Genomic DNA, 25249 nt, shown 5'->3' with positions numbered 1-25249 from the left:
TGGCCAGGGCTCCCCGGGGTCAGGACTTCGCGAAGAACGACGCGTCGGCGTCGCTCTCGGCGGAGGCCGAGTCGCCGGCGACCGTGATGTGCGACGGCGAGAGCAGGAAGACCTTGCTCGTCACGCGCTCGATCCGGCCGTACAGGCCCTGCGAGAGGCCGCTCGCGAAGTCGATGAGACGACGGGCGTCCGCATCGCTCATCTGCGAGAGATTGATGATCACGGGGATGCCGTCGCGGAAGTTCTCCGCGATGACCTGCGCGTCACGGTACTGCTTGGGGTGGACGGTGAGGATCTCGTTCATCTCGGCGTGGGCCGTCGCCTTCGGAGTCTGGGGGGTGGGCTTGCGGAGCGGGGTGACCGTCGCGCGGGGCTGCTGCGGAGCGGTCTGCTCGACCGGCGGGACGGGCTGGACGGGCGAGACCGGGGCGCGGTGGGCCGTGGTCGGAGCCGCCTCGACGGTGTCGGCGCGCTCGTACTCGACCTCTTCATCGGCGAGTCCGAGGTAGACCATCGTCTTCTTCAGCGGGTTGGCCATCTGTGTCCTCCGTGTCGTGTCTGCTCCCACTAGTGGGTCAGGTCGAGGTTAAGGGCGGGCGGGTCGATTGCCGGTGATTGCCGACCCGATTCGCAGGTGTGTCGCGCCCTCCGCGATCGCCACGGCGAAGTCGTGCGACATGCCGGCCGAGACGGCGGAGGCCGACGGATCGATGGCGCGCACGCGCTCCGAGAGCACGCGGAGTCGCGCGAACGCGGGTCGGGGGTCCTCGCCGAGCGGAGCGACCGCCATGACGCCCCGGAAGCGCAGGTGCGCGGCGCTCGCGAGGGCCTCGGCGAGGTGCTCGACGTCGTCGGGTGCCGCGCCTCCGCGGTCCGGGTCGTCGGTGAGGTTGATCTGCAGGAAGACGTCGAGAGCGTCCTCACCCGCGTCCAGGAGCGGAACCAGGGCGAGGCGGTCGACGGAGTGGACCGCCGACGCGTACCGACGCGCCTGCCGGGCCTTCTTGCTCTGCAGCTGCCCGATGAAGTGCCAGCGCGCGGGGGTGCCGGCGAGCTCGGCCGCCTTCTCCTGCGCCTCCTGGTGCCGGTTCTCGCCGAAGTCGACGACGCCCAGCTCGAGCAGATCGCGGATCAGCGCGACGGGATGGAACTTGGTCACGACGATGGTGGTGATGTCACCGGGATCGCGACCGGCCGAGCGGGCCGCATCGGCGACCCGCTCGGAGACCGAGGACCAGCGCGCGGCCAGCTCGGGATCGGTCACAGCCGACTACTTGAGGAAGTCGGGGATGTCGAGGTCGCTGTCGTCGTCGTCGAACGACGGGTCGGCGACCGGTGCCGGAGCCGCGACGGGCGCGCTCGACCAGATCGATCCGGCGGCGGGGGCGGCCGCGGCCACGGGGACCGGCTCGGACGACTCCGACGCCGCGCTCTGCTGCGTGCGGGGCTGAGCGAGGGCCGCGGGACCCTGCCCGCCCGGCTCTCCGCCGTCGAAGCCGGCCGCGATGACCGTGACGCGCACCTCGTCGCCGAGGGTGTCGTCGATGACGGCACCGAAGATGATGTTCGCCTCGGCGTGCACCGCCTCCTGGACCAGTCGGGCGGCGTCGTTGATCTCGAAGATGCCGAGGTTCGATCCGCCCTGGATCGAGAGCAGCACGCCGTGCGCGCCGTCGATGCTCGCCTCGAGCAGCGGGGACGCGACCGCGAGTTCGGCGGCCTTGATCGCGCGGTCCGCCCCGCGCGAGGATCCGATGCCCATGAGCGCGGATCCGGCGCCCTGCATGACCGACTTGACGTCGGCGAAGTCGAGGTTGATCAGGCCCGGAGTGGTGATGAGGTCGGTGATGCCCTGCACACCGGCGAGGAGGACCTGGTCGGCGGTGGCGAACGCCTCGAGCATCGAGATGCCGCGGTCGCTGATCTCGAGCAGGCGGTCGTTCGGGACGACGATGAGGGTGTCGACCTCGTTCTTGAGCGTCGCGACACCCGCCTCGGCCTGGGTCTGGCGACGACGTCCCTCGAAGCCGAAGGGCTTGGTCACGACGCCGATCGTCAGGGCGCCGATCGACTTGGCGATGCGCGCGACGACGGGCGCGCCGCCGGTGCCGGTGCCGCCGCCCTCTCCGGCGGTCACGAAGACCATGTCGGCGCCCGCGAGCACCTCCTCGATCTCCTCGGCGTGGTCCTCGGCGGCGCGGCGGCCGACCTCGGGGTCGGCGCCCGCGCCGAGTCCACGGGTGAGCTCGCGTCCGACGTCGAGCTTGACGTCGGCGTCGCTGAGGAGGAGCGCCTGTGCATCGGTGTTGATGGCGATGAACTCGACGCCGCGAAGGCCGAGCTCGATCATGCGGTTGACGGCGTTGACGCCGCCGCCGCCGATGCCGACGACCTTGATCACGGCGAGGTAGTTCTGGTGTGAAGTCACGTGTCCGGCCTCCGGGCTGAACCTTAAACCTGTAGTTGAGGCTTAAAGTTATGCTGAGTATGCATTTGGGGTGTGGGATCGACGGTAGGCGGAGTCCGCTCCCGCTCGCGACAGACACGCCCGCATTCGGCAAAGAGCCGAGCGGATCCGTCCGAGCCGGGGCTCAGCGTCGGCCGACGACGGCAGCGGCGGGCGAGGACACGTCGTACGACGACACCTCCGCCGGGTCCGTGGCCGCCATGAGCTTCTCGAGGACGATCGCCTTCTGCGCCGAGCGGTCGGGCCCACCCCACATCACGACCGCTCCGTCGCCCAGGGTGAGCGTGACGTCGTCGCCCGTGGTGGCGGTCACCGCGGCGACCCGCCCGTCGAGGGACGCCGGGAGCGTGAGCAGCACCCGGGCCAGCGAGTGGAACGCCGTCCCCGTCGCTCCGCCCGACGGCGTGGTGAGGGTCGGATAGCCGGCCGGGGCCGTGTCGGAGGTCTCGATGACGACGCCCGCCGAATCGACGAGGTCGAACCGGTCCCCGTTCTGCAGGACGCCGACGGGAGTCCGCTCGACGACGGACACGACCAGTGTGCTCGGCGGGCGGGTCTGGAGGGAGTAGCTCTGGATGAGCGGGTAGCCGCCGATCACGTCGCCGACGGCGTCGCGGTCGACGAGGGTCAGTGGGACCCCGATCTGATCCGACAGCGAGTCCTCGAGCGCGACCGCGTCGATGCGCGCGGTGCCGGTGATCTCGATGGTCCTGACCGCCATCAGCGGGGAGTACGCCGCGACCGCGACGACGATCGCGAGGAGCACCAGGGATCCGGCGACGACCAGCGCGGTCAGGCGGCGGCGGCGGGCGCGCCGGGTGAAGCGGCGCACCTCGCCGCGCTCGAACCGGCGCCGGGTGCGTGCGGCTCGCGCGACGGCGCGCTGCTCGGCGCCGGGCATCCGGAGCCCGGCGACGGCCGAGCGCGCGGAGGCCGCAGTCCGGGAGGCGGTGCGCCGCGCAGAGGCGGGAGCGGAGGACGCACCGGAACCGGATGACGCTCGTTCCGTCGCTCGTTCCTCAGCCGGCGTCGACGAGGCGGAACGAGTAGCCGGGACGATGCGGATCGGCTCGGTCGGCTCTCCGCTGGACTCCGGCACGGACTCCCGCTCGCGCGGCTCCGGGTGCACGGGCGGCGCCGGGCGGCGCCCCTCGGGCCGCTTCACGCCCGTCGCCCCGGTCGATCCGATCCGGTCATCGACCGACCGCGGCGTCCTCGCTCGCTCCGAGCGACTCGAGCAGCTGCGGGATGATCCGGTAGACGTCGCCGCAGCCCAGCGTGATGACGAAGTCGCCCTCGCGCGCGAGCCGTGCGGTCTGCTCCGCGGCCTCCTGCCAGTCGGCGAGGAAGGACACGTGCGACGGGTCGGCGAACTTGCCGCTGACGAGCGCGCCGGTGACGCCGGGCTCCGGGTCCTCGCGAGCGCCGTAGACGTCCAGCACGATCGTCTCGTCGGCGTAGCGCTCAAGCGTCTCGGCGAACTCCTTCGCGAAGAGTCGGGTCCTGCTGTACAGGTGCGGCTGATGCACCGCGATGATGCGCCCCTCCCCCACGACGGTCCGTGCGGCCGACAGTGCGGCCGCGACCTCGGTGGGGTGGTGGGCGTAGTCGTCGTAGACGCTGACGCCGCGGACCGCACCGTGCAGCTCGAACCGGCGCTCGGTCCCTCCGAAGGCCGACACCGCCTCGAGCGAGGCGGCGGGATCGAAGCCGAGGCCCACCAGCACGGCGAACGCGCCGGCCGCGTTGACGGCGTTGTGGCGGCCCGGGATGCGCAGGCGGGCGGAGTAGCGGCGGCCCTCGAACTCGACGGTGAAGCCCACCGGGCCCACGAGCTCCAGGTCGACGACCCGCACATCGGCGCCCTCCGCCTCGCCGAAGGTGAGGACCCGCTTGCCCTCGAGCTTCTCGGAGACCTTCACCGCGCCGGGGTCGTCGGAGGAGATGACGACGAGTTCGCCCGCGTTCGACGCGAAGGTGACGAACGCGTCCTCGAACGCCTGCAGCGAGCCGTAGTGGTCGAGGTGGTCGGGATCGACGTTGGTGATCAGCGTCACCGCGGTGTCGTAGAGCAGGAAGCTGCCGTCCGACTCGTCCGCCTCGACGACGAAGAGGTCGCTCGACCCCGCCGCCGAGGAGGTGCCCAGGCTCTCGATGATGCCGCCGTTCACGAAGCTCGGATCGGCGTCGAGACCCAGCAGACCGGTCACGATCATGCCGGTCGAAGTGGTCTTGCCGTGCGCGCCGGCCACCGCGACGAGGCGATGCCCGCGGACGAGCCAGGCGAGCGCCTGCGAGCGGTGCAGGACGGGCAGGCCCCGCTCCTTCGCGAGCACGTACTCCGGGTTGTCCGGCCAGAGGGCGGAGGTGACAACGACGGCCTCCGCGTCGCCCAGGTTCTGCGCGTCGTGACCGATGGCGACCGGGATGCCGAGCTCGCGGAGCTGCTCGATCGGGTGCGACTCGCGCACGTCCGATCCGGTGACCCGGTGCCCGGCGTGGTGGAAGAGGCGCGCGATACCGCTCATGCCCGATCCGCCGATGCCGATGAAGTGCACCGATCCGAGTTCGTCGGGGACGGTGATGCCGAGGTCGGGCTTGATCACGGAGGTCTCGCTTTCGGGTCTTCGGCGGCCGGGAGTCGCTGCGGCGAGGGGGCCGGGGCGTGGCGCCGGATCAGTGTAGACGGTGCTGCGGAAGCGTTCGGGGAGCCGCGCGGAGGGGTGTCATCGGCGTGCCGCGAGGGCCGAGTCGACGAGGTCGACGAGCCGCTCCGAGCCGTCGCGGACGCCGACCGTGGCGGCACGGCGGCCCATGGTCTCGAGCCGGGCGGGGTCCTGCAGCAGCGGGACGAGCCCGCCCTGCACCCAGCCGGGGAGGAAGGCGGCGTCCTCGACCAGGAGCGCTCCCCCGGCCTCGACGACGCCCCGGGCGTTGAAGCGCTGCTCGCCGTTGCCGACGGGGTAGGGGACGTAGACCGCGGGCAGGCCGAGCGCGCTCAGCTCGCTGACGGTCGCCGCTCCTGCTCGAGAGACGGCCACGTCGGCGGCCGAGAGGGCGAGGTCCATCCGGTCGCAGTACGGGAGGAGGTGGTAGCCGGGAAGACCCGGATCGGAGATCTCGGCGCGGTCGCCGGTGATGTGCAGGATCTGGACGCCGGTGGCGAGGATCACCGCGGCCGACGCGTGCACCGTGGCGTTGATCCGCCGGGCGCCAAGCGAGCCGCCCGTCACGAGCAGAGTGGGGCGCGCCGCGTCCAGCCCGAACGCCGCGATCGCCTCGTCGCGCCGGGCGGAGCGGTCGAGGTCCGCGATCTCGCGGCGCAGCGGCATGCCGACCACGGTCGCGTGCGGCAGCGGAGTGCCCTCGAACGCGACACCGACGAAGCGGGTGCCGCGGGCGCCGAGCCGGTTCGCGAGGCCCGGGCGGGCGTTCGCCTCGTGCACGACGTACGGCAAGCGGGCGCGGCGGGCGGCGAGGTAGGCGGGAGCCGCCGCGTAGCCGCCGTAGCCGACCACGACGTCGATCCGTCGGTCGCGGATCGTGCGCACGACGCCGTCGATCGCGGCCTTGAGCGCGCCGGGGAAGCGCAGGACCGCGGCGTCCGGCCGCCGCGGGAAGGGCAGCCGGGGGATCACCGACAGCTCGTAGCCGCGGAGCGGGACGAGGCGGGCCTCGAGTCCCTCCGCGGTGCCGAGCACCAGGACCTCGGCGTCCGCGTCGCGTGCGCGGATCTCGTCGGCGGTCGCGAGCAGCGGATTCACGTGGCCGGCGGTGCCTCCGCCGGCGAGCAGGTAGCGGGTCACTTCGCAGCGGCCTTCCGCGAGCGGCGGGGCGCACCGAGGTGCGGCAGTCCGGTCGTCTGGTTGCGGGAGAACGAGAGCACGACCCCGATGGCGAGCAGTGAGCTGAGCAGGGCGGTTCCTCCGGAGGAGATGAGCGGGAGCGGGACACCCAGGACCGGGAGGACCCCGAGCACCACTCCGATGTTCACGAACGCCTGGCCGATCAACCAGACCATGACGGCCGCCGTGGTCACGCGCACGAAGGGGTCGGTGGCGGCGTGGATGATGCGGAAGAAGGCGACGGACAGCACCACGAACAGCGCCAGCACGACGATCGCGCCGATCAGGCCGAGCTCCTCGCCGATGATCGCGAAGATGTAGTCGTTGTCGGCAGCCGGCAGCCACGACCACTTGGCCTTCGAGTTCCCGAGCCCGACGCCGAAGACGCCGCCGGAGGCCATCGCCCAGGTGCCGTGCAGGGGCTGCCAGCAGGACGTCTCGTACTGCCCGGGCCCCGAGCAGTTGCCGAGGAAGGAGAAGATGCGGGTGCGGCGGTTCTCGGTCGAGATCGCGAAGAGGACGGCTCCGGCCGCGCCGATGAGCACGATCGGCGTGAGCACCCGCATCGGCATCCCGGCGTAGAACAGCGCGGCGAGCACGATGCCCGCCATGATCACGACGGTTCCGAGGTCCCCTCCCGCGAGCACCAGCATGATCGCGGATCCGGCGACGAGCAGGACCGGGACGAGCGCGCTCTTCCACTCCGTCACCGCTCGGAAGCGCCGAGCGAGCAGCAGACCGAGCCAGAGGGCGAGGCCGAGCTTGAGGATCTCGGAGGGCTGCAGCGTGAAGGCGCCCAGCTTCAGCCAGTTCTTGTTGCCGCCTGTACCCACTCCGAGCGGGGAGACGAGGACGAGCAGCTGCAGGACGCAGCCCGCGCCGAGCAGCCACGGCGTCGACCGCTTGAGCAGGGTGAGCGGGACGCGCGAGACGAGGAGCATCAACGGGATCCCGGCCAGCGCGAAAACGCCCTGGCGGAGGAACCCTCCGAACGAGTCGGCGCTCGACCGGAACGAGGTCACCGAGGAGGAGGAGAGGACCATGGTCAGCCCGAACAGCACCAGGAACAGCGTGGTGCCGAACAGGAGGTAGAAGTTCGGCGACTCCGAGGCGAAGACCTTCGCGAGGACGACGCGCGCGGTGCGCACCCCTCCACGCTCCTTCGCGGACCGGCCGCTCTCGGGCTTCGCGCCCTGCGGACCCCTGCCGGCGTCAGTGCGGGAGCGGCCCGTCGTCGGAGCGGTCATCGGCCCCTCCTCCCAGATACGTCTCGACGGCCGCAGCGAACGAGCGGCCCCGCGCCGCGTAGTCGCGGAACTGGTCCATGGATGCTGCGGCGGGTGCGAGCAGGACGACGTCGCCCTCCAGGGCGAGCACCGCGGCGGCCTCGACGGCCGTCTGCATCACCGCCCCAGTGTCATCCGGGACCACCTCGGTGACGGGGAGTTCGGGCGCGTGTCGCCGGAATGCCTCGAGGACCGCGACGCGGTCGACTCCGATCACCACGGCGCCCCGGAGTCGATCGACATGGGCGGCGACGAGGGCGTCGACGTCGACGCCCTTGAGCAGGCCGCCGACCAGCCAGACGACCGACGGGTAGGCGCGGAGCGACGCGTCGGCGGCGTGCGGGTTGGTGGCCTTCGAGTCGTCGATCCACGTCACTCCGGAGCGCTCGGCGACGACCTGGATGCGGTGCGCGTCGAGCTCGAAGACCGCCAGGGCGCGGCGGATCGCCCCCGGCTCGATGCCGCAGGCCCGCGACAGGGCGGCGGCGGCGAGGACGTTCTGCACGATGTGCGGGGCGGCGAGGTGGCGGGCGGCCAGTTCGTCGACCGTCGCGATCTCGATCGCGCTGCTGTGCCGGTCCTCCAGGAACGCGCGGTCGCAGAGGATCCCGTCGACGATGCCGAAGTCGCTCGGCCCGGGCACGCCGAGTCCGAAGCCGATCGCCCGAGCGCCCTCGATCACCTCGGCGTCGAGCACCATCTGCTCGGTGGCGGAGTCGGCGCGGTTGTACACGCAGGCCACCCGCGTGTTCGCGTAGACCTTGGCCTTCGCGTCGCGGTACGCCTCGAACGAGCCGTGCCAGTCGAGGTGGTCCTCGGCGATGTTGAGGCAGGTGGAGGCGATCGGCTCGATCGCGCCGAGGTAGTGCAGCTGGTAGCTCGAGAGCTCGACGACGAGCACGTCGAAGCCCTGCGGATCGCGCACCGCGTCGAGGACCGGGACGCCGATGTTCCCGCAGGGCGCGGCTCGCAGCCCTCCGGCGACGAGCATCGTCGCGGTCAGCTGGACCGTGGTGGTCTTGCCGTTCGTACCGGTGACGAGCACCCAGTCGGCCGGGGTGCCGTCGGCGCGCACGACCTTGTCGCGCACGCGCCAGGCGAGCTCGACGTCGCCCCACACCGCGGTGCCTCTCGAGGCGGTCCACTCGAGGATCGGATGCGTCGGCCGGAAGCCGGGCGAGACGATCACGAGCTCCGGGTCGAACGCGACGAGCTCGTCTGGCACGGTGTCGAGGCTCTCGGCGCGGTGGAGGCGGGCGCCGATCACCTCGAGCAGTCGCTCGCGCTCCTCGTCCGCGCGGTCGGCGAGGACCAGGACCTCCGCCCCGAGCTCGGTCAGGGTGTCGGCGACGGAGAAGCCCGTGACTCCGAGCCCCAGGACCGCGACGCGGAGCCCGCGCCAGTCGGAGTGCCAGCTGCGGAGGGAGTCGAGACGGTCGGCGCGTGCGGAGTCGGTCATGCCAGGGAGAGCCATTCGAGGTAGAAGAGCCCGACACCGGCGGCCACGAGGATGCCGGCGATGATCCAGAAGCGGACCACGACGGTGATCTCGGCCCACCCCTTGAGCTCGAAGTGGTGGTGGAGCGGGCTCATCAGGAAGATGCGCTTGCCCCGGGTCAGCTTGAAGTAGATCCGCTGCACGATCACCGATCCGGTGACGATGACGAAGAGCCCGCCGATGAGGATGACGAGCAGCTCGGTGCGGGTCAGGATCGCCAGCGCGGCGAGGGCGCCGCCGAGGCCCAGCGAGCCGGTGTCACCCATGAAGATCTGCGCCGGCGAGGTGTTCCACCAGAGGAACCCGACGAGCGCCCCCGAGATGGCCGCGGCGATGATCGCGAGGTCGAACGGATCGCTCACCGTGTAGCACTTGTCGGCGACCTCGGGATTGAGCTGCGCGTCGAAGCACCACTGGTTGGACTGCCAGAAGCCGATGATGACGTAGGAGCCGATGGCGAGGATCGAGGATCCCGTCGCAAGTCCGTCGAGACCGTCGGCGACGTTCACGCCGTTCGACGTGCTCGTGACGATGACGCAGATCCACAGCACGAACAGACCGATGCCGATCCAGCCGAGCGAGGCGAAGTCGAACGGCAGGTCCCGGATGAACGAGATCGACGTCGACGCGGGAGTCAGCCCGTTCTGGTCGCGCACCATGATCGCGATCACCGCGAAGCCCGCGGCGACGATCACCTGGCCCGCGATCTTCGCCCAGCCGCCGAGACCCAGGCTCCGCTGGTTGCGGGTCTTGAGGAAGTCGTCGAGGAAGCCGACGAGGCCGAGGCCGACCATCATGAACAGCACGAGCAGCGCCGAGGGCGCCACGGCGCGGTTCCCGAACAGCATGCCGAGGAAGTACCCCGCCACGGTCGCGATGATGATGACGATCCCGCCCATCGTGGCGGTGCCGTGCTTCACGTGGTGCGACTTCGGTCCGTCCTCGCGGATGAACTGGCCCCACTGCAGCCGGTGGAAGAGCCGGATGAACAGCGGCGTCAGGAGGAGGGTGAACGCGCCGGAGAAGGCGCCGGCCAGAAGGAGTGCTCTCATCGGTGTCGCTCTCCCAGTCGGTCGCCGAGGAATCGCAGCCCGGCCGAGTTCGAGGACTTCACCAGGACGGTGTCGCCGCTCTGCAGGTAGTCCTCGAGGTACGCGTACGCGTCGTCGGCCGTGTCGACGAAGACGGACTCGCCGCTCCACGACCCCTCGCGCTCGGCCGCGATGTGGATGCGCCGCGCTCCGGCGCCCACGACCACGATCTGCGAGAGGTTCAGGCGGACGGCGTGCAGACCGATGCGGTCGTGCTCCTCGTCGGCCCACTCCCCCAGCTCGCTCATCTCGCCGAGGACCGCGACCGTGCGGCCTCCGGGCTTCGCGATCTGCGCCAGCGTGCGCAGCGCTGCCGCGGTGGAGTCCGGGCTCGCGTTGTAGGCGTCGTTGACGACCACGACGTCCGACCCGCCGAGCACCTGCATCCGCCAGCGCTCGGCGAGCGTGACGGTCGAGAGCGCCTCGACGATCGCCGGCAGCGGGACGCCGACCGAGAGCGCGGCGGCCGTCGCGGCGAGGGCGTTCATGACGTGGTGCTCGCCCAGCACGCGCAGCAGCAGCTCGGCGCGGCCGGCCTCGCGGCCCTCGCCCTCGCGCACGACGATCGTGAACCGGGTGCCCTCCGCGGAGGGCTCGACGTCGACGGCGCGAACGTCGGCCTGCTCGCCGCGGCCGAACCAGAGCACGCGGGCGGCCGTGCGATCGGCCATCGTGGCCACACGCCCGTCGTCGGAGTTGAGGACCGCGACGTCGTCGGCGGTGAGATCGGCGACCATCTCGGTCTTCGCCTCGAGGGTGCGCTCGATGCCGCCGAACTCGCCGGCGTGCGCGAGGCCCACCGCGAGGACGACCCCGACGTCCGGCTTCGCCATGCGGACCAGGCGCCGGATCTCGCCGACGGCGCTGGCGCCCATCTCGGCGACCAGGAACCGCGTCGACTCCGACACCTGCAGCATCGTGATCGGCGCACCGACCTCGTTGTTGAACGAGCCGCGCGGGGCGACGGTCTCGCCGACGCGGTGGAGGATCGTGCGGAGGAGGTTCTTCGTCGTCGTCTTGCCGTTGGACCCGGTCACGCCGACGACGGTCAGCCCGCCGAGCGCACGGACGCGCCGGACGACCTCCGTCGCGAGGGCGCCGAGCGCCTGCACGGAGTCGTCGACGAGCACCTGCGGCACGTCGAGATCGAGCGGGCGCTCCACGATCAGGAGAGCGGCGCCGTTCTGCACGGCGGCCGGCGCGAAGAGGTGCCCGTCGGTGTGCTCCCCGCGCTTGGCGACGAAGATCCCGCCGGGGCGGATCTCGCGGGAGTCGGTCTCGGTGGCGCCGTCGACGAGCGTCGACGCCGTCGAGGAGGGGCCGGCGAGGTGCAGGCGTCCGGAGACGGCCTCGGCGACCTCGGTGAGGGTCATGGCGATCATCTAGAGCCAGCCCGCCTCACGCAGAGCCAGACGGACGTCGTCCCTGGCCGAATACGGCATGTGCACTCCTGCAACCTCCTGGTAGTCCTCGTGGCCGGGTCCGGCGTAGAGGATCGAATCCCCCTCGCGCGCGAGCGCGACGGCGGCGCGCACGGCGGCGCGCGGGTCGGGGATCTCGTGGATCTCCCGGTCGGGTGACGCCTCCCTCGCCGCACGGAGGAGGACGTCGCGGATCGCGGCGGGGTCCTCCCAGCGGGGGTGGAAGTCGGTGACGACGACGACGTCCGACAGCCTGGCGGCGATCGCGCCCATGTCGGCGCGCTTGGTCGGATCGCGGTCGCCGTCGGCCCCGAACACCATGATCAGGCGACCGGGCGTCAGTGCCCGCAACGCCTCGAGAGCGTTCTGGAACGCATCGGGAGTGTGGCCGTAGTCGACGTAGACGCGCGGACCGCGCTCGCCCGAGACCCGCTCGGCGCGACCCGGGATGTAGACGTCGAGGACGCCCTCCTCGAGGGCGTGGGCGATGGCTCCGAGGTCGAAGCCGGACTCGACCAGCATCACGATCGCGAGGGCGGCGTTGGCGGCCATGTACCAGCCGATGAGCGGCACGGTCACCTCGACCGAGCGGTGCTCGGGCCCGTCGAGCCGGAAGGTCGTCTGCTCGGTCGTCCCCGCGACGACGGTCATCGTCCAGTCCGCGGGGACGTCGGGGGCGACTCCGACCGCCGGGGAGCTCGCGAGGGTCGCGACGGGGATGCGCGAGCGCTCGGCCAGCTCCCGGCCCCAGGTGCTGTCGACGGTCACCACGCCGCGACGTGCACGGTCGGGTTGGAAGAGATCCGCCTTGGCCTCGAAGTAGTGGGCCATGTCGGAGTAGTCGTCGAGGTGGTCGTGGCTCAGGTTCGTGAAGCCGACGACGTCGAAGACGACGCCGTCGATGCGGTGCCGGGTCAGCGCCTGAGCGGACACCTCGATCGACACGGCGCGGACGGCCGACTCGCGCATCCGAGCCAGGAGCGCGTGCAGCTCACTGGCCTCGGGGGTGGTCAGGGAGCTCGGCACGGCGACGTCGCCGATGCGGCGCTCGGCCGTCGAGCTGAGACCGGACACGACTCCGAGACGGCGCAGGAGGGCGTCGAGCAGGTAGACGACGCTCGTCTTGCCGTTCGTGCCGGTGACGCCGAACAGGGTGGGCACGTCCTCGCGGGTGCGGTGGATCCAGGAGGCGACGTCGCCGAGGGCGGCGCGCGGATCGGGGGTGACGAGGACGGGCAGTCCGCTCGCCGCGGCGAGGGCCGCGCCCTCCTGGTCGGTCAGCACGGCCACGGCGCCCGAGGCGGCGGCGTCGGAGGCGAACGCGGCGCCGTGCACACTCCGGCCGGCGACGCCGACGTAGAGGTCGCCGGACTCGACCTGACGCGAGTCGAGCGTCACTCCGCTCACCTCGACGCCCTCCGTGCCCGGAACGGCGCGGAGCGAGAACTCGGACACCAGCTGCGAGAGCGACCTCGGGACCGGATGCTCGGGTCGGAGGGAGGACTGCGGGCGAGTGACGTGCAATGCCCGCTCTTTCTCTCGTGGTGGTGCGATCACCACGTCGTGGGGTAGCTCACGGCGGGGACCGTCGACGGCTCCACCCGGTTGGTCTTCAGCACCTGGGTCATGACCTGCTGGAAGACCGGGGCGGTCGCCTGGGACGTGTTCATCTTAACCGGATCGGCGATGGTGACCGTCACGACGTACTTCGGGTCCTCTGCGGGAGCGAGCCCCGCGAGGGAGACCGTGTAGCTCGAGGAGTAGCCGCCATCGCCGTCCGGCTGCTGAGCCGTTCCGGTCTTCGTCGCGATGTTGTAGCCGTCGACGTGGATGTAGTCGGCGAGCCAGCCGTCGGTGTAGTGGGTCTGCAGCATGTCGACGACGTCGTGCGCGGCTCCGGCCGAGACGACCTGCGTGCCCGTCGCGTCCGGGACGTCGACGACGGTCCCGTCGGCCGTGGTGCAGCCGGCCACCAGCTGCGCCGGGAGGCGCACTCCGTCGTTCCCGAGGGTCTGGTAGATGCCCGCGACCTGGATCGCCGTGGCGGAGACGCCCTGGCCGAACATGGTCGTGTAGTTGGTCTGGCCGTCCCAGTCCTGGTAGTCGCTGAGCAGGCCGCCGGACTCGCCGGGGAACCCGACCGCGGTCGGAGCGTCGAGCCCGAACTTCAGCATGTAGTCGTAGCGCTGCTGAGCCGACAGCTTCGAGCCGATCGTCGCGATGCCCACGTTCGACGAGTCCTTGAGGATCCCGGTCAGCGTGTAGTTCGTCGGCGTGTGCGCGAAGTCGTCGCTGAACGAGACGCCGTTCTTCTCGAAGGTGTCGGGCGTCACCACGTGGGTCGTCGGCGTCGCGAGCCCCTGGTCGATCAGCATCGCGGCCGTCATGGGCTTGAACGTCGATCCGGGCTCGAACGGGCTCTGGAACGCGCGGGATCCGCGATCGGCCGCGGCGCTGGCCGTGACGTCGTTGGGGTCGACGGTCGGGGTCTCGGCGACGGTGAGCAGCTTGCCGGTCTCGACCTCCTGCACGACGACGATCCCGTAGCTGCCGCCGACCTCGGCGACCCGCTGCGACAGCACCTGCTGCGCGTAGTACTGCAGATCGGAGTCGATGGTCAGCTGCACCTGCCCGCCGTCGACGGCGGGCGTCTCGGCGACGGTGCTGCCCGGGATCCGGACGTAGTCGGCGCTGCGCTCGAAGCTCTCGGAGCCGTTCTTGCCCGCGAGGCAGGAGTTCTCGGTGTACTCCACGCCCTCCTGAGCCGCGCCGTCGGCGCCGACGTAGCCGATCAGGTTGCCGGCCACCGCGCCGTTGGGGTAGGTCCGCCCCTGCTGCGTCTCGAAGTAGAGCCACGGGATGTCGAGCGCGACCAGCTTCTGGTAGGCCTCGAGGTCCAGGCCCTCGGCCAGCACGAGGTAGTTGGCCTTCGCGTTCTCGGCCAGCTCGGCGTCGACGAGGCCCGTCACCTGCTCCACGCTCTGGCCGGTGATCGCACCGATCTCGGCGGCGGCCTGCTCGATGCTGACCACGACCTCCCGACCGTCCGGCATCTCGCGGGGGAACTCAGCGACGTTGCGCGGCGACGTGGTCAGCCGGTAGCGGGTCGTCGTGTCCGCGAGGACCGCGCCCGCACGATCGACGATCGCGCCGCGGGTGCCGTAGGTGACGCTCCTGCTCGACTGGCTCTCGGCGGCCGCGTCGGTCAGCTCGTTCGCGCGGACGATCTGGATGTCGACGAGCTTGCCGATGAACAGGCCCACGACCGCGGCGATCACGAGGAACGTGACGGCGGTGCGGCGTCGGCTGGAGCGGTTCTGTCTCACTGCGGCGGTGTCCTTCTGCGTCCGGGCGGGGTGGAGCCGTTCGTCGTGTGCTGGTCGGAGCGGCCGGGAGGCCTGGCCGGTCAGTGCGTGATCGGGGCGGGCAGCTCGCCCTGCAACGGTACGGCCGAGGCCGCTCCGGCGGCGGACGACGCGCTCGCGGCGGCGGGAGCGGCCTCCGCGCCGGCGGGGAGGATCAGGGCGTTCGGCACGAGCGCGGCGGCGCCCGCGGTGCCGACCTCGCTGGCGGAGGCGGAGGCGGGGTCGCCCAGCACGGCGCCGTCCGACAGGCGGAGGTAGACGGGAGCGGTGTTCGCGACCATGCCGAGACCCTGCGCGGCGGTCGCGAGGTTCTGCGGCGAGCTCAGCGTGTCGACCGCGTCCTGCTTCTCGGCGTTGCTGCGGGTGAGCGTCTTCTGCTCGGTCTGCAGCGCCGCGATCTGGTACGCGCCCTGCGACAGGCCCACGCTGACGAGGAGCTGCACCACGATGATCGCGAACAGGCCCGCCACGGCGACGATCCCGTAGACGAGCTTGGGGCGCGGTGCGCTCGCTGCGGCCGGGACCGCCTCGATGCGGGGCCTCTCGGACGGTTCACCCGGACGGGCCGGGCGGGTGTGCTCGATGACGGCGGGGTCGATGACGGCGGTGGCGCTCACGCGGTCCTCCTGATCCTCTCGGCCGCGCGCAGACGCACGGGTGTTGCTCGGGGGTTTCGGGCCTTCTCCTCGTCGGACGCCAGTTCGGCGCCGCGGAGGACGAGTCGGAACTCGGGTCGGTGCTCGGGCAGCTCCATCGGCAGCCCCGCGGGGGCCGTCGAGGACGAAGCGGCCTGGAGTGCGCGCTTGACGATGCGGTCCTCGAGCGACTGGTAGGCCTCCACGACGATCCGGCCGCCGACGGCGACGCGGTCGAGTGCGGCGGGGATCGCGCGCTCGAGGACCGACAGCTCCTGGTTGACCTCGATGCGCAGCGCCTGGAAGACGCGCTTGGCGGGGTGGCCGTTGCGCTGGATCGCTACCGGCGTCGCGGCCTGGATGATCTCGACCAGTCGGCCGGAGCGCACGATCGGCGCCTCCCGACGCGCCTCCACGATGCGCTTGGCGTACCGCTGGGCGAGGCGCTCCTCGCCGTACTCGTGGAAGATGCGGCGGAGCGCGCCCTCGTCGTACTCGGCCAGGATCGTCTCGGCCGTGAGCGGCGCCGTGGCGTCCATCCGCATGTCCAGCGGCGCGTCCTTGGAGTAGGAGAAGCCCCGCTCCGTCTCGTCGAGCTGCAGCGAGGAGACGCCGAGGTCGAAGAGCGCCCCGTCGATCTCGTCGATCCCCAGCTCGTCGAGCACGTCGGGCAGCTCGTCGTAGACGGCGTGCACGAGGTCGATCCGCGAGGAGTGCGCGGAGAGCCGCTCCCCCGCCAGCGCCAGCGCCTCGGGGTCGCGGTCGAGACCGACGAGGTGGAGGCCGGGGAAGCGCTCGAGCAGCGCGAGCGAGTGGCCGCCCATGCCCAGGGTCGCATCCACCAGCACGGCGCCGTCGCGCTCGATCGCCGGAGCGAGGAGCTCGACGCAGCGCTCGAGGAGCACGGGCAGGTGGCGCTCCTCGGTCGGGCGCACCTGCTTCTTCTCGGTGTCGTCTGCCATGGCGGTCCCGCCGTCCTGTTCCTGCTGCCCGATCCCCATCCATCTCACGACCGGACACCGGGGAAGGTGCGTCCGGGCGCCGAGTGGCTGGGAGTCGCGCGGCAGGAGCTAGAACAGTCCGGGGATCACCTCCTCCTGGGTGTCGGAGAAGACGGACTCCTGCTCGGTCAGGTACGCGTCCCAGGCGTCCTGCGCCCAGATCTCGGCACGGTTGCCCGCGCCGATGACGGTGAGGTCGCGGTCCAGGCCCGCGTAGGCGCGCAGCGGCGCCGGCAGCGTGACGCGGTTCTGCTTGTCGGGCGTCTCGGCGCTCGCGCCCGAGAGGAACACGCGGAGGAAATCGCGGGCCTGCTTGCTGGTGACCGGCGCCTGGCGGATCTTCTCGTGCATCGTCTCGAACTCGCTCTGGCTGAAGACGTAGAGGCACCGCTCCTGACCGCGCGTGACGACGACTCCGGAGGAGAGCTCGTCGCGGAACTTGGCGGGGAGGATCACGCGGCCCTTCTCGTCGAGCTTGGGGGAATAGGTGCCGAGGAACACGGACGTCCCCCCACTTCTTCCGGCCCGGATGGTGTGTCCTCCACAGTACTCCACTTCCCCCCACCCACAACCCCGCGGCGCGCGGCGACGCACCGGTTTCTCCCCGGTCATCCGCGGGATCGCGCGGCGGAGCACGGGTGGAGCGGAGTGGAGGGACTCAGCGCTCAGAGGGAGGGTCCGGGCATGAAAAAAGGGCCGATCCGTGAGGATCGACCCTGTGGGTGGTGCGGAGTGGGTGTCAGCCGCGACCGTCGCCGCGGTTGTCCCATCGATCGTTCAGACGATCCATGAAGGTGGAGTTCGGACGCGCTCCGGTGGACCGGGGCTTCGCGGGACGGGCCGCGCCGGGCAGTCCGGGCTCCTCGACTCCCCCGGCGGCCGGGCGCATGGCCACGACGACTCCGGCGAGCATGACGGCGAAGCCGCCGACGCCGACGAGCGGGACCTGGACGATGACGCCGGTCACGAGGATCGCGAGACCGAGGAGCGAGAGGAGGATGCCGAGCACGAGGGCCCGGTAGTTGGTGCCGCCGCGCCCCTTGCTGACCGCCGCCACGAAATCGGCGTCGTTCTGATAGAGGTTGCGCTCCATCTCGTCGAGGAGCCGTTGCTCGTGCTCGGAAAGCGGCATCTTGACCCCTTCGAGGGTGCGGCGCCGATCCTCTCGGGAGCGACACCAGGTTGGCGACACGGTGTGGTCGACGGGGCGGGTGGCGCTTCAGTGTAGACCGAGCCCGGCACAGGCGCTAGGCGGCGTCGATGCATAGGCTGGTCGGGTGAACAACAGCACTCGTCTGGTCGATCGCGTCCAGCTCCGAATCGATGGATTCCTCGCCGGGCGCACGCCAATTCTGCGCTCGATCGGAGAGGACGTGTCCGCCCTCGGCGACCTTTCGCGGGACTTTCTCAGCGGCGGGAAGCGGTTCCGCGCGCGCTTCTGCGAGGCCGGCTGGACGGCCGTCTCGGCGGTCCCCAGCGAGGCCCATCCGAGCGGTTCCGACCCCGTCGCGAGCGTGGGCGCCGGGCTCGAGCTGTTCCACGCCGCGGCCCTGGTCCACGACGACGTGATCGACAACTCCGACACCCGCCGGGGCGCCCCCTCGGCGCACCGCCGCTTCACCGGGATGCACTCGGCCGGCGGCTGGGCCGGCTCGGGCGACGAGTTCGGCCGCTCCTCCGCGATCCTGCTCGGAGACCTGCTCCTGGTGTGGTCGGACGAGATCTTCGCCGACGCGGAATGGGCCCTGGAGGACCGCACCAGCGCCGGGCGCGCGAGGACCGAGTTCAATCTGATGCGCACCGAGGTCACGCTGGGCCAGTACCTCGACATCCTCGAGGAGAGCGCGTGGGCCGGTCACGACGAGCACGAGCACCTCGCCCGGGCTGAGCGCGTCGTCGTCTACAAGAGCGCGAAGTACAGCATCGAGGCGCCGCTCGCGATCGGCGGCTCCCTCGGTGGAGGCGACGACGCCCAGATCGACGCCCTCCGGCGTTTCGGTCTCCCGCTGGGCATCGCGTTCCAGCTGCGCGACGACGTCCTCGGCGTCTTCGGGGACCCGGCCCTCACCGGCAAGCCCGCGGGCGACGACCTGCGCGAGGGGAAGCGGACGATGCTGCTCGGCCTCGCCCGCGCGGGCTCCTCCGCCTCGGCGCGCGACGCTCTCGACGCCGTCGTGGGTCGCAGTGACGCCGGCGTCGAGGACATCGCCCGCGCGCAGACGATCGTCGCCGAGAGCGGAGCCCTGGACCGGCTCGAGGAGCGGATCGGCCGCGACGTCGAAACGGCGCTGGCGGTGCTGCCCGGATCGCCGCTGCGCGAGGAGGGACTCGACGAGCTGCGGGACCTCGCGGCCCGGGTCAGCGTCCGGACCGCCTGAGCCGGGAGGCGCTCACGGCGCCGCCGAGCGGATCAGGCCAGGGCCTGGGCCACGCGGCGCACCTCGGCCTTGCGGCCGGCCTGCAGGGCGAGGACCGGGCTCGTGCCCAGGCTCTCCTCGTCGGCGAGCAGCCACTCGACGGCCTCGTCGTCGGAGAACCCGGAGTCGGACAGCAGGATCGCGGTCCCGCGGATCTCGGACATCGGCTCCCCGTCGCGGAGGAACACGGACGGCACGACGAGCTTGCCGTCGCGGCGCGTGGCGAGCAGGTGGCGCTCCTCGAGCATCCGGCGGATGCGGCTGACGCCGAGGCCGGTGCGCTCGACGAGGTCGGGAACGGTCAGCCACTCGATCTCGGAGGCGGTCGAGGACGGGGCGGGGGCGGACGAGTCGGTCACCCCTCAAGAGTGCCACGCCCCGCGCCTCCGAGCACGCCCGTCCGGGTCGCGCGGGGCGCCGCTCCCGCGTTGCACACGGGTTCGCCGGACGGTCTTGCCTAGACTCGTCGCGTGACCACCAGCCAGCTCGACCCCCTCCTCGGCCGTCTCGTCGACGGCCGCTACGAGGTGCGCTCGAGGATCGCCCGCGGAGGCATGGCCACGGTCTACCTCGCGACCGATCAGCGCCTCGAGCGTCGCGTGGCCATCAAGGTGATGCACGGCCACCTCTCCGACGACGCGACCTTCAAGAACCGCTTCGTGCAGGAGGCCCGCTCGGCCGCTCGACTGGCGCACCCCAACGTCGTGAGCGTCTTCGACCAGGGGCAGGACTCGGACATGGCGTACCTCGTCATGGAGTACCTGCCGGGAATCACCCTGCGGGATCTGCTCAAGGAGCGGGGGCGCCTCACCGCCCAGCAGGTCGTCGACATCATGCACTCGGTGCTGTCGGGCCTCGCCGCGGCGCACCGTGCGGGCATCCTGCACCGCGACCTCAAGCCCGAGAACGTGCTGCTGGCTGACGACGGCCGGATCAAGATCGGCGACTTCGGGCTCGCCAGGGCCGCGTCGGCGAACACCGCGTCGGGGCAGGCGCTGCTCGGCACGATCGCCTACCTCTCCCCCGAGCTCGTCACCCGCGGCACGGCCGACACCCGCAGCGACATCTACGCCATCGGCATCATGATCTACGAGATGCTCACCGGCGAGCAGCCCTTCACCGGCGAGCAGCCGATGCAGATCGCCTACCAGCACGCCAACGACTCGGTGCCCTACCCGAGTGCGAAGGTCGCCTCCGTCCCGACGTCGCTCGACGAGCTCGTGCTCTGGGCGACGGAGCGCGATCCGGACATGCGTCCGCGCGACGCCGGAGTGATGCTCGCGCAGCTGCTCGAGGCCGAGCGGCTGATGGGCATCACGCCGACCGACCGCCGGGTCGCCGACACCCAGGCCGTCACCCCTCTGCCCGAGGCAGCCCCGCCGCCCGCGACGACCGCGCTCTTCGATGCGGCGATTCAGGGCCAGACGACGGTCCTCGACGGACCCGGGAGCGAGGCCGAGGTCGTCGAGGACGACGACGAGACCGCCGTCGCCCGGCTTGCCGCGAAGCGGAGGGTCCGGCGCCGACGAGGCGTGCTCCTGGTCGTCGCCGTGATCCTCCTCGCCCTCCTCGGCGGCGGCACCGCCTACTGGTTCGGCGAGGGCCCCGGCGCGCTGCGCACCATCCCGAGCGTCGTCGGCCTCCCGCAGGACGACGCCGTCGAACTGCTCGAGTCCAGCGGACTGCGGGCGGAGCAGGAGCAGGCGCCCGACCTGACCGTTCCTCCGGGCACGGTGATGAGCTCGAACCCGGCGCCGGACCAGGCCATCCACAAGGACTCCGTCGTGACGCTCGTGGTCTCCAGCGGCCCCCGGCAGCTCGAGGTCCCGGCTCTCATCGGTCTCTCGGAGGAGGAGGCGATCGCGGCGATCACCGCAGCCCCGTTCGCCCTTGGCGACACGACCCGCGTGTTCGACGGGGACGTCGACGAGGGACGGGTCATCTCGGCCGCCCTCCCCGACGGCTCGCCGCTCCCGCCCGTCCTCGCCGAGCAGTCGACGATCGCCCTGACCGTCAGCCTCGGGTCGATCCCGAACGTCGTCGGGATGACCCTCGAGGAGGCGACCGCGGCGGCGAAGGACGCCGGCCTCGCCCTCGACCGCAACGGCGAGGACTGGAGTGACACCGTGCCCGCCGGCGTCGTCCTCATCCAGGCGAACCCGGAGGCTCCGGCCACCACCGGCGGCACGATCTCGGTCGTCGTCTCCAAGGGCCCGGAGCCGGTCGCCGTGCCGAACGTCGTCGGTCTGACCCGCGACGAGGCCAAGGCGGCCCTCGACGCCGTCGACCTGACGTGGAGCTACTCCCTCTCGACCCTCGGCGCGCTCATCGACGCCGCCCCGAACGAGATCACGAGGGTCACCGCGCAGTCGGACCCCGCCGGCGAGGCCGTGCAGCGCGGCACCTCCATCCAGCTGTCGATCACCATCACGACGTGATCACTGTGCGATGGGGTCCTCGCCCCCATCGCCGCGGTCGGCTTCACAACGGGTCGCGAACCGGAGAGCGGGTCGCGTGCGGCTAGCGCGGATCGCTCGCACGCGATCCACCCGTTCGCCTCGAGGAGGGGGACGATTCGGATGCCTGGGAGTCCATCGGACTCGGACCCCTGGTGATCGAGTAGCCCTCGGAGAGGGCGTATCGAGATCCACGACCTCCAACAGTGTCGGTCTCGATACGCCGCTGCTCGGCAGAGGCTCGCTGATCGAGTAGCCCTCGCAGATGGCGTATCGAGATCCACGACCTTCAGAAGGGCGGGTCTCGATACGCCGCTCCGCGGCAGACGCTCGTTGATCGAGTAGCCCTCACAGAGGGCGTATCGAGATCCACGACCTTCAACAGTGTGGGTTTCGATACGCCGCTGCGCGGCTACTCGACCAGCGGGCTTCTGGTGATCGAGTAGCGCGCGCGGCGGGCGCATCGAGATCCACGGCCTCCAGGAGGAGGACCGCCTCGCCGAGGTGGCGCTCAGACGGCGGAGCCGCGGAGTTCCTCCGCCACGAGGAAGGCGAGCTCGAGGGACTGCATGTGGTTGAGGCGGGGATCGCAGACCGACTCGTAGCGGGTCGCGAGGGTGGCCTCGTCGATCTGCTCCGAGCCGCCGAGGCACTCGGTGACGTCGTCGCCGGTGAGCTCCACATGGATGCCGCCCGGGTGGGTGCCCGCGGCGCGGTGCGCCTCGAAGAAGCCCTTGACCTCGTCGACCACGTCGTCGAAGCGACGGGTCTTGTAGCCGGTGGGCGTCGTCAGACCGTTGCCGTGCATCGGGTCGGTGACCCAGAGCGGCAGGGCGTCGCTCGACTTGACCGCCTCCAGCAGCGGGGGCAGGGCGTCGCGGATCTTGCCCGCTCCCATCCGCGTGATGAAGGTGAGGCGACCGGGCTCGCGATCCGGGTCGAGCTTGTCGATCAGCTCGAGCATCGTCTCGGGGCTCGTCGAGGGGCCGAGCTTCACGCCGATCGGATTGCGCACGCGCGACAGGAAGTCGACGTGGGCGCCGTCGAGCTCGCGGGTGCGCTCGCCGATCCAGATGAAGTGGCTGGACGTGTTGTACGGGGTGCCGGTACGCGAGTCGATCCGCGTCATCGGGCGCTCGTAGTCCATCAGCAGGCCCTCGTGGCCCGTGTAGAACTCGGTGCGCTTCATGCCCTCGAAGTCGGCTCCGCACGCGACCATGAACTTCACGGCACGGTCGATCTCGCGGGCGAGCTGCTCGTAGCGCTGGTTCTGCGGGTTCTCGGTGAAGCCCTTGTTCCAGTAGTGCACGAGCCGCAGATCGGCGAAGCCGCCCTGCGTGAAGGCCCGGATCAGGTTCAGGGTCGACGCGGCCGTGTGGTACCCCTGCACGATCCTGCGCGGGTCGGCGGTGCGCGACTCCGGAGTGAAGTCGTAGCCGTTCACGATGTCGCCGCGGTAGGCGGGCAGCGTGACGTCGCCGCGGGTCTCGAGATCGCTCGAGCGGGGCTTCGCGAACTGCCCGGCCATGCGGCCCATCTTGATGACCGGCATGCTCGCACCGTAGGTCAGGACGACGGCCATCTGCAGCACGGTCTTGACGCGGTTGCGGATCTGGTCGGCCGTGGCACCGGCGAAGGTCTCGGCGCAGTCGCCGCCCTGGAGCAGGAACGCCTCGCCGCGCGCCGCGGCGCCGAGGCGCTCGCGGAGCTGGTCGACCTCGCCCGCGAAGACGAGCGGAGGCAGCGCGGCGATCTCGGCGGACGCGGCGCGGACCGCCTCGGCGTCGGGCCACTGCGGCTGCTGCTTGATCTCGAGCTCGCGCCAATAGTCCAGGCCGGCGACCACGGAGGGGGCGGCGAGGACGTACGGTTCGTTCGGATCGATGACCACGGGGGTTCCTGGTTCTGACGGGCGCCGGGAGGCGCGCGAGCGGGTACCGCCCGGTCGGACGGCAGCGGTTGACGAGCTTATCGCCTCGCGGGACGCCTCCGAGGAGGAGGCCTCCGCGCACAGCCGGCGGTCAGCGGACGAGCGCGGCGCGCTTCTCCTTGACCGACGTCGCGTAGACGTCGAGGTACTCCTGGCCGCTCAGGGCGAGGAGCTCGTACATGATCTCGTCGGTGATCGAGCGGAGGATGAAGCGGTCGCCCTCCATGCCCTCGAAGCGGCTGAAGTCGAGCGGCTCGCCGAAGACGATGCCGATCCGGCCGAGCTTGGGCAGGCGGCTGCCGATCGGCATGATCCGCGCCGTGTCGACCATCGCGACGGGCACGACGGGCACGCGCGCCTCGAGGACCATCCGCGCGACGCCGGTGCGTCCGCGGTACATCCGGCCGTCGGGGCTGCGGGTGCCCTCCGGATAGATGCCGAGCGCCTCCCCGCGCGCGAGGACCCGGAGCCCGGTGTTGAGGGACGCCTCGGAGGCCTTCCCGCCGGAGCGGTCGATGGGCAGCATCCCCGTGGCGGTGAAGAACAGGCGCGTCGCCCAGCCCTTCAGGCCCTTGCCGGTGAAGTAGTCGCTCTTGGCGAGGAAGACCATGTTGCGGTCGATCACGAGCGGCAGGAACACCGAGTCGATGAACGAGAGGTGGTTGCTCGCGAGGATCACTCCGCCGGTCTGGGGCACCCGGTCGGCGTTCACGACCCACGGACGGAAGATCGTCTTCAGGAGCGGTCCCGCCACGATGTGCTTCATGAACCAGTAGAACATCGTGCGGCTCCTCAGCGAGTGCAGGGTCGGGGGTGGGGCGGGTGGAGCGGGGTCAGAGGGAGTTCGCGTGCAGGCGGGCGAGATCCGCCGCACCGACGACTCCGGCGTCGTTGACGAGCTCCGCGATGCGGAACTCGGGCTCGGGGTGGTAGCCGCGCGCCGGCAGATTGTCGAGGTACGCCTGACGGATCGGGTCGAGCAGCAGGTCGCCGGCCTGCGCCACTCCCCCGCCGATCACGAAGAGCTGAGGGTCGAGGACCGCGCTCAGGCTGGCCGCGGCCTCGCCCAGCCAGTGGCCGAGCTGGCGGAGCGCCGCGAGGGCGCCGAGGTCGCCCGCGACGATGAGGTCGGAGATGATGTGGCCGTTGAGCTCGCCGCCGTTCCGGCTGCGGGCGTCCGCGATGCCCTGTCCGATGCCGCCGGCGTCGGCCAGCTCGCCCGCGAAGCGCTGCAGGGCGCGACCGGAGCCGTACTGCTCGATGCAGCCGCGGGCGCCGCAGCCGCACGGCAGCCCGCCGGGGACGACGCGCATGTGCCCGACCTCCGCGGCCGCGCCGAAGCCGCCGCGCAGCAGGCGGTCGTTGATGACGATCGCTCCGCCGACGCCCGTGCCGATGGTGAGCATGACCATGTCGCTGACCAGGCGGCCGGAGCCGTAGCGGAACTCGGCCCAGCCCGCGGCGTTCGCGTCGTTCTCGATGATGATCGGCAGATCGATCCGCGCCGAGAGCTTCTCGCGGAAGGGCTCGTTGCGCCAGTTGATGTTGGGGGCGTAGTAGACGATCGACTGGGAGGCGTCGATGAAGCCGGCGGCGGCCACTCCGACCGCGGCGACATCGCCGGACGCGAGGCCTTCGCGCAGGCGCTGGACCATCTCGACGACGACGTCGACGATCAGCTCGGGGTGCCCGGCGGGAGTCGGCTGGCGGTCCTCGCGGAGGATCGCGCCGAACTCGTCGACCAGCGCCCCTGCGATCTTCGTGCCGCCGATGTCGATCCCGATCGCGTGCACGCGAACCGCCTTCCCTCCGCCGTCGGCGCATCCGCGCCGGTGGA

The 25249-nt window shown here is 71.4% G+C and carries 22 protein-coding genes; 2 read left to right on the top strand and 20 right to left on the bottom strand.

The window, feature by feature from the left end; all coding sequences use genetic code 11:
* Nucleotides 1-19 precede the first annotated feature (19 nt).
* The 16 genes from LRG51_RS00610 to LRG51_RS00535 all read right to left on the bottom strand — a co-directional run bounded on the left by LRG51_RS00610 (nt 20) and on the right by LRG51_RS00535 (nt 17741).
* Nucleotides 20-538: a cell division protein SepF gene (locus tag LRG51_RS00610; protein WP_055794981.1), complete on the bottom strand. Its 519-nt coding sequence runs from the start codon at nt 536-538 to the stop codon at nt 20-22.
* 48 nt (nt 539-586) lie between these two features.
* Nucleotides 587-1264 (bottom strand): YggS family pyridoxal phosphate-dependent enzyme, encoded by a 678-nt coding sequence (locus LRG51_RS00605; RefSeq protein WP_230670403.1) that lies wholly within the window; start codon nt 1262-1264, stop codon nt 587-589.
* A gap of 6 nt (nt 1265-1270) precedes the next feature.
* A complete protein-coding gene (gene ftsZ / locus LRG51_RS00600; protein ID WP_230670401.1) occupies nt 1271-2428 on the bottom strand; it encodes a cell division protein FtsZ in 1158 nt (385 codons plus the stop codon).
* A gap of 163 nt (nt 2429-2591) precedes the next feature.
* Entirely contained in the window at nt 2592-3368 is a 777-nt protein-coding gene (locus tag LRG51_RS00595) for a cell division protein FtsQ/DivIB (protein WP_230670399.1), read from the bottom strand.
* A gap of 292 nt (nt 3369-3660) precedes the next feature.
* The gene (gene murC / locus LRG51_RS00590) at nt 3661-5073 is read right to left on the bottom strand and encodes a UDP-N-acetylmuramate--L-alanine ligase (protein ID WP_055794971.1); all 1413 of its coding nucleotides are present in this window, start codon (nt 5071-5073) and stop codon (nt 3661-3663) included.
* 120 nt (nt 5074-5193) lie between these two features.
* Nucleotides 5194-6273 carry a UDP-N-acetylglucosamine--N-acetylmuramyl-(pentapeptide) pyrophosphoryl-undecaprenol N-acetylglucosamine transferase gene (locus tag LRG51_RS00585; protein ID WP_230670397.1) on the bottom strand — a complete coding sequence of 360 codons (1080 nt, stop codon included), beginning with the start codon at nt 6271-6273 and terminating at the stop codon, nt 5194-5196.
* Complete coding sequence (ftsW, locus tag LRG51_RS00580; RefSeq protein ID WP_230670395.1) at nt 6270-7559, bottom strand: putative lipid II flippase FtsW; 1290 nt, start codon at nt 7557-7559, stop codon at nt 6270-6272. Before ftsW ends, LRG51_RS00585 begins: the two co-directional genes overlap by 4 nt.
* The gene (gene murD / locus LRG51_RS00575) at nt 7525-9057 is read right to left on the bottom strand and encodes a UDP-N-acetylmuramoyl-L-alanine--D-glutamate ligase (protein ID WP_055794962.1); all 1533 of its coding nucleotides are present in this window, start codon (nt 9055-9057) and stop codon (nt 7525-7527) included. Before murD ends, ftsW begins: the two co-directional genes overlap by 35 nt.
* The gene (mraY, locus tag LRG51_RS00570) at nt 9054-10148 is read right to left on the bottom strand and encodes a phospho-N-acetylmuramoyl-pentapeptide-transferase (protein WP_055794958.1); all 1095 of its coding nucleotides are present in this window, start codon (nt 10146-10148) and stop codon (nt 9054-9056) included. The genes murD and mraY overlap by 4 nt, the downstream gene beginning before the upstream one ends.
* Nucleotides 10145-11569, bottom strand: coding sequence for a UDP-N-acetylmuramoyl-tripeptide--D-alanyl-D-alanine ligase (locus LRG51_RS00565; RefSeq protein ID WP_230670393.1), 1425 nt, complete (start codon nt 11567-11569; stop codon nt 10145-10147). The genes mraY and LRG51_RS00565 overlap by 4 nt, the downstream gene beginning before the upstream one ends.
* Complete coding sequence (locus tag LRG51_RS00560; protein ID WP_055794952.1) at nt 11570-13132, bottom strand: Mur ligase family protein; 1563 nt, start codon at nt 13130-13132, stop codon at nt 11570-11572.
* Nucleotides 13133-13161: 29 nt separating this feature from the next.
* Nucleotides 13162-14934 (bottom strand): peptidoglycan D,D-transpeptidase FtsI family protein, encoded by a 1773-nt coding sequence (locus LRG51_RS00555; RefSeq protein ID WP_230670391.1) that lies wholly within the window; start codon nt 14932-14934, stop codon nt 13162-13164.
* Nucleotides 14935-15014: 80 nt separating this feature from the next.
* Nucleotides 15015-15590, bottom strand: coding sequence for a hypothetical protein (locus LRG51_RS00550; protein WP_055794949.1), 576 nt, complete (start codon nt 15588-15590; stop codon nt 15015-15017).
* Nucleotides 15587-16570 (bottom strand): 16S rRNA (cytosine(1402)-N(4))-methyltransferase RsmH, encoded by a 984-nt coding sequence (gene rsmH, locus LRG51_RS00545; RefSeq protein ID WP_055794946.1) that lies wholly within the window; start codon nt 16568-16570, stop codon nt 15587-15589. Before rsmH ends, LRG51_RS00550 begins: the two co-directional genes overlap by 4 nt.
* 108 nt (nt 16571-16678) lie before the next feature.
* Entirely contained in the window at nt 16679-17110 is a 432-nt protein-coding gene (gene mraZ, locus LRG51_RS00540; protein WP_055794943.1) for a division/cell wall cluster transcriptional repressor MraZ, read from the bottom strand.
* Nucleotides 17111-17348: 238 nt separating this feature from the next.
* A complete protein-coding gene (locus LRG51_RS00535) occupies nt 17349-17741 on the bottom strand; it encodes a DUF3040 domain-containing protein (RefSeq protein ID WP_055794940.1) in 393 nt (130 codons plus the stop codon).
* 145 nt (nt 17742-17886) lie between these two features.
* Between LRG51_RS00535 and LRG51_RS00530 the strand changes: the two genes are divergently transcribed.
* The gene (locus LRG51_RS00530; protein ID WP_055794937.1) at nt 17887-18987 is read left to right on the top strand and encodes a polyprenyl synthetase family protein; all 1101 of its coding nucleotides are present in this window, start codon (nt 17887-17889) and stop codon (nt 18985-18987) included.
* A 32-nt stretch (nt 18988-19019) separates the two neighbouring features.
* Here the strand turns inward: LRG51_RS00530 and LRG51_RS00525 are convergent, their stop codons facing one another.
* Complete coding sequence (locus LRG51_RS00525; RefSeq protein WP_230670389.1) at nt 19020-19385, bottom strand: Rv2175c family DNA-binding protein; 366 nt, start codon at nt 19383-19385, stop codon at nt 19020-19022.
* A gap of 111 nt (nt 19386-19496) precedes the next feature.
* Between LRG51_RS00525 and pknB the strand changes: the two genes are divergently transcribed.
* Entirely contained in the window at nt 19497-21464 is a 1968-nt protein-coding gene (gene pknB, locus LRG51_RS00520; protein ID WP_230670388.1) for a Stk1 family PASTA domain-containing Ser/Thr kinase, read from the top strand.
* A gap of 529 nt (nt 21465-21993) precedes the next feature.
* Here the strand turns inward: pknB and LRG51_RS00515 are convergent.
* The 3 genes from LRG51_RS00515 to LRG51_RS00505 form a co-directional block, all read right to left on the bottom strand.
* Complete coding sequence (locus LRG51_RS00515; RefSeq protein WP_107575899.1) at nt 21994-23328, bottom strand: class II 3-deoxy-7-phosphoheptulonate synthase; 1335 nt, start codon at nt 23326-23328, stop codon at nt 21994-21996.
* Nucleotides 23329-23503: 175 nt separating this feature from the next.
* Nucleotides 23504-24193, bottom strand: a complete 690-nt coding sequence (locus tag LRG51_RS00510; RefSeq protein ID WP_055794930.1) for a lysophospholipid acyltransferase family protein — start codon at nt 24191-24193, stop codon at nt 23504-23506.
* A gap of 52 nt (nt 24194-24245) precedes the next feature.
* On the bottom strand, nt 24246-25205 hold the full coding sequence (locus tag LRG51_RS00505) for an ROK family glucokinase (protein WP_230670386.1): 960 nt from the start codon (nt 25203-25205) through the stop codon (nt 24246-24248).
* Nucleotides 25206-25249 lie beyond the last annotated feature (44 nt).

Origin of the sequence: Rathayibacter sp. Leaf248, assembly GCF_920939495.1 — a bacterium.
GTDB classification, from domain to species: Bacteria; Actinomycetota; Actinomycetes; order Actinomycetales; family Microbacteriaceae; genus Rathayibacter; species Rathayibacter caricis.
The sequence above is the reverse complement of the archived record's forward strand: the minus strand, read 5'-3'. Positions and strand labels throughout refer to the sequence as shown.

Coding starts and splice junctions, on each gene's coding strand:
- LRG51_RS00610 (WP_055794981.1), bottom strand. CDS start 538: ATGGCCAACCCGCTGAAGAAGACGATGGTCTACCTCGGACTCGCCGAT.
- LRG51_RS00595 (WP_230670399.1), bottom strand. CDS start 3,368: ATGCCCGGCGCCGAGCAGCGCGCCGTCGCGCGAGCCGCACGCACCCGG.
- ftsW (WP_230670395.1), bottom strand. CDS start 7,559: ATGACCGCTCCGACGACGGGCCGCTCCCGCACTGACGCCGGCAGGGGT.
- murD (WP_055794962.1), bottom strand. CDS start 9,057: ATGACCGACTCCGCACGCGCCGACCGTCTCGACTCCCTCCGCAGCTGG.
- mraY (WP_055794958.1), bottom strand. CDS start 10,148: ATGAGAGCACTCCTTCTGGCCGGCGCCTTCTCCGGCGCGTTCACCCTC.
- LRG51_RS00565 (WP_230670393.1), bottom strand. CDS start 11,569: ATGATCGCCATGACCCTCACCGAGGTCGCCGAGGCCGTCTCCGGACGC.
- rsmH (WP_055794946.1), bottom strand. CDS start 16,570: ATGGCAGACGACACCGAGAAGAAGCAGGTGCGCCCGACCGAGGAGCGC.
- LRG51_RS00535 (WP_055794940.1), bottom strand. CDS start 17,741: ATGCCGCTTTCCGAGCACGAGCAACGGCTCCTCGACGAGATGGAGCGC.
- LRG51_RS00510 (WP_055794930.1), bottom strand. CDS start 24,193: ATGTTCTACTGGTTCATGAAGCACATCGTGGCGGGACCGCTCCTGAAG.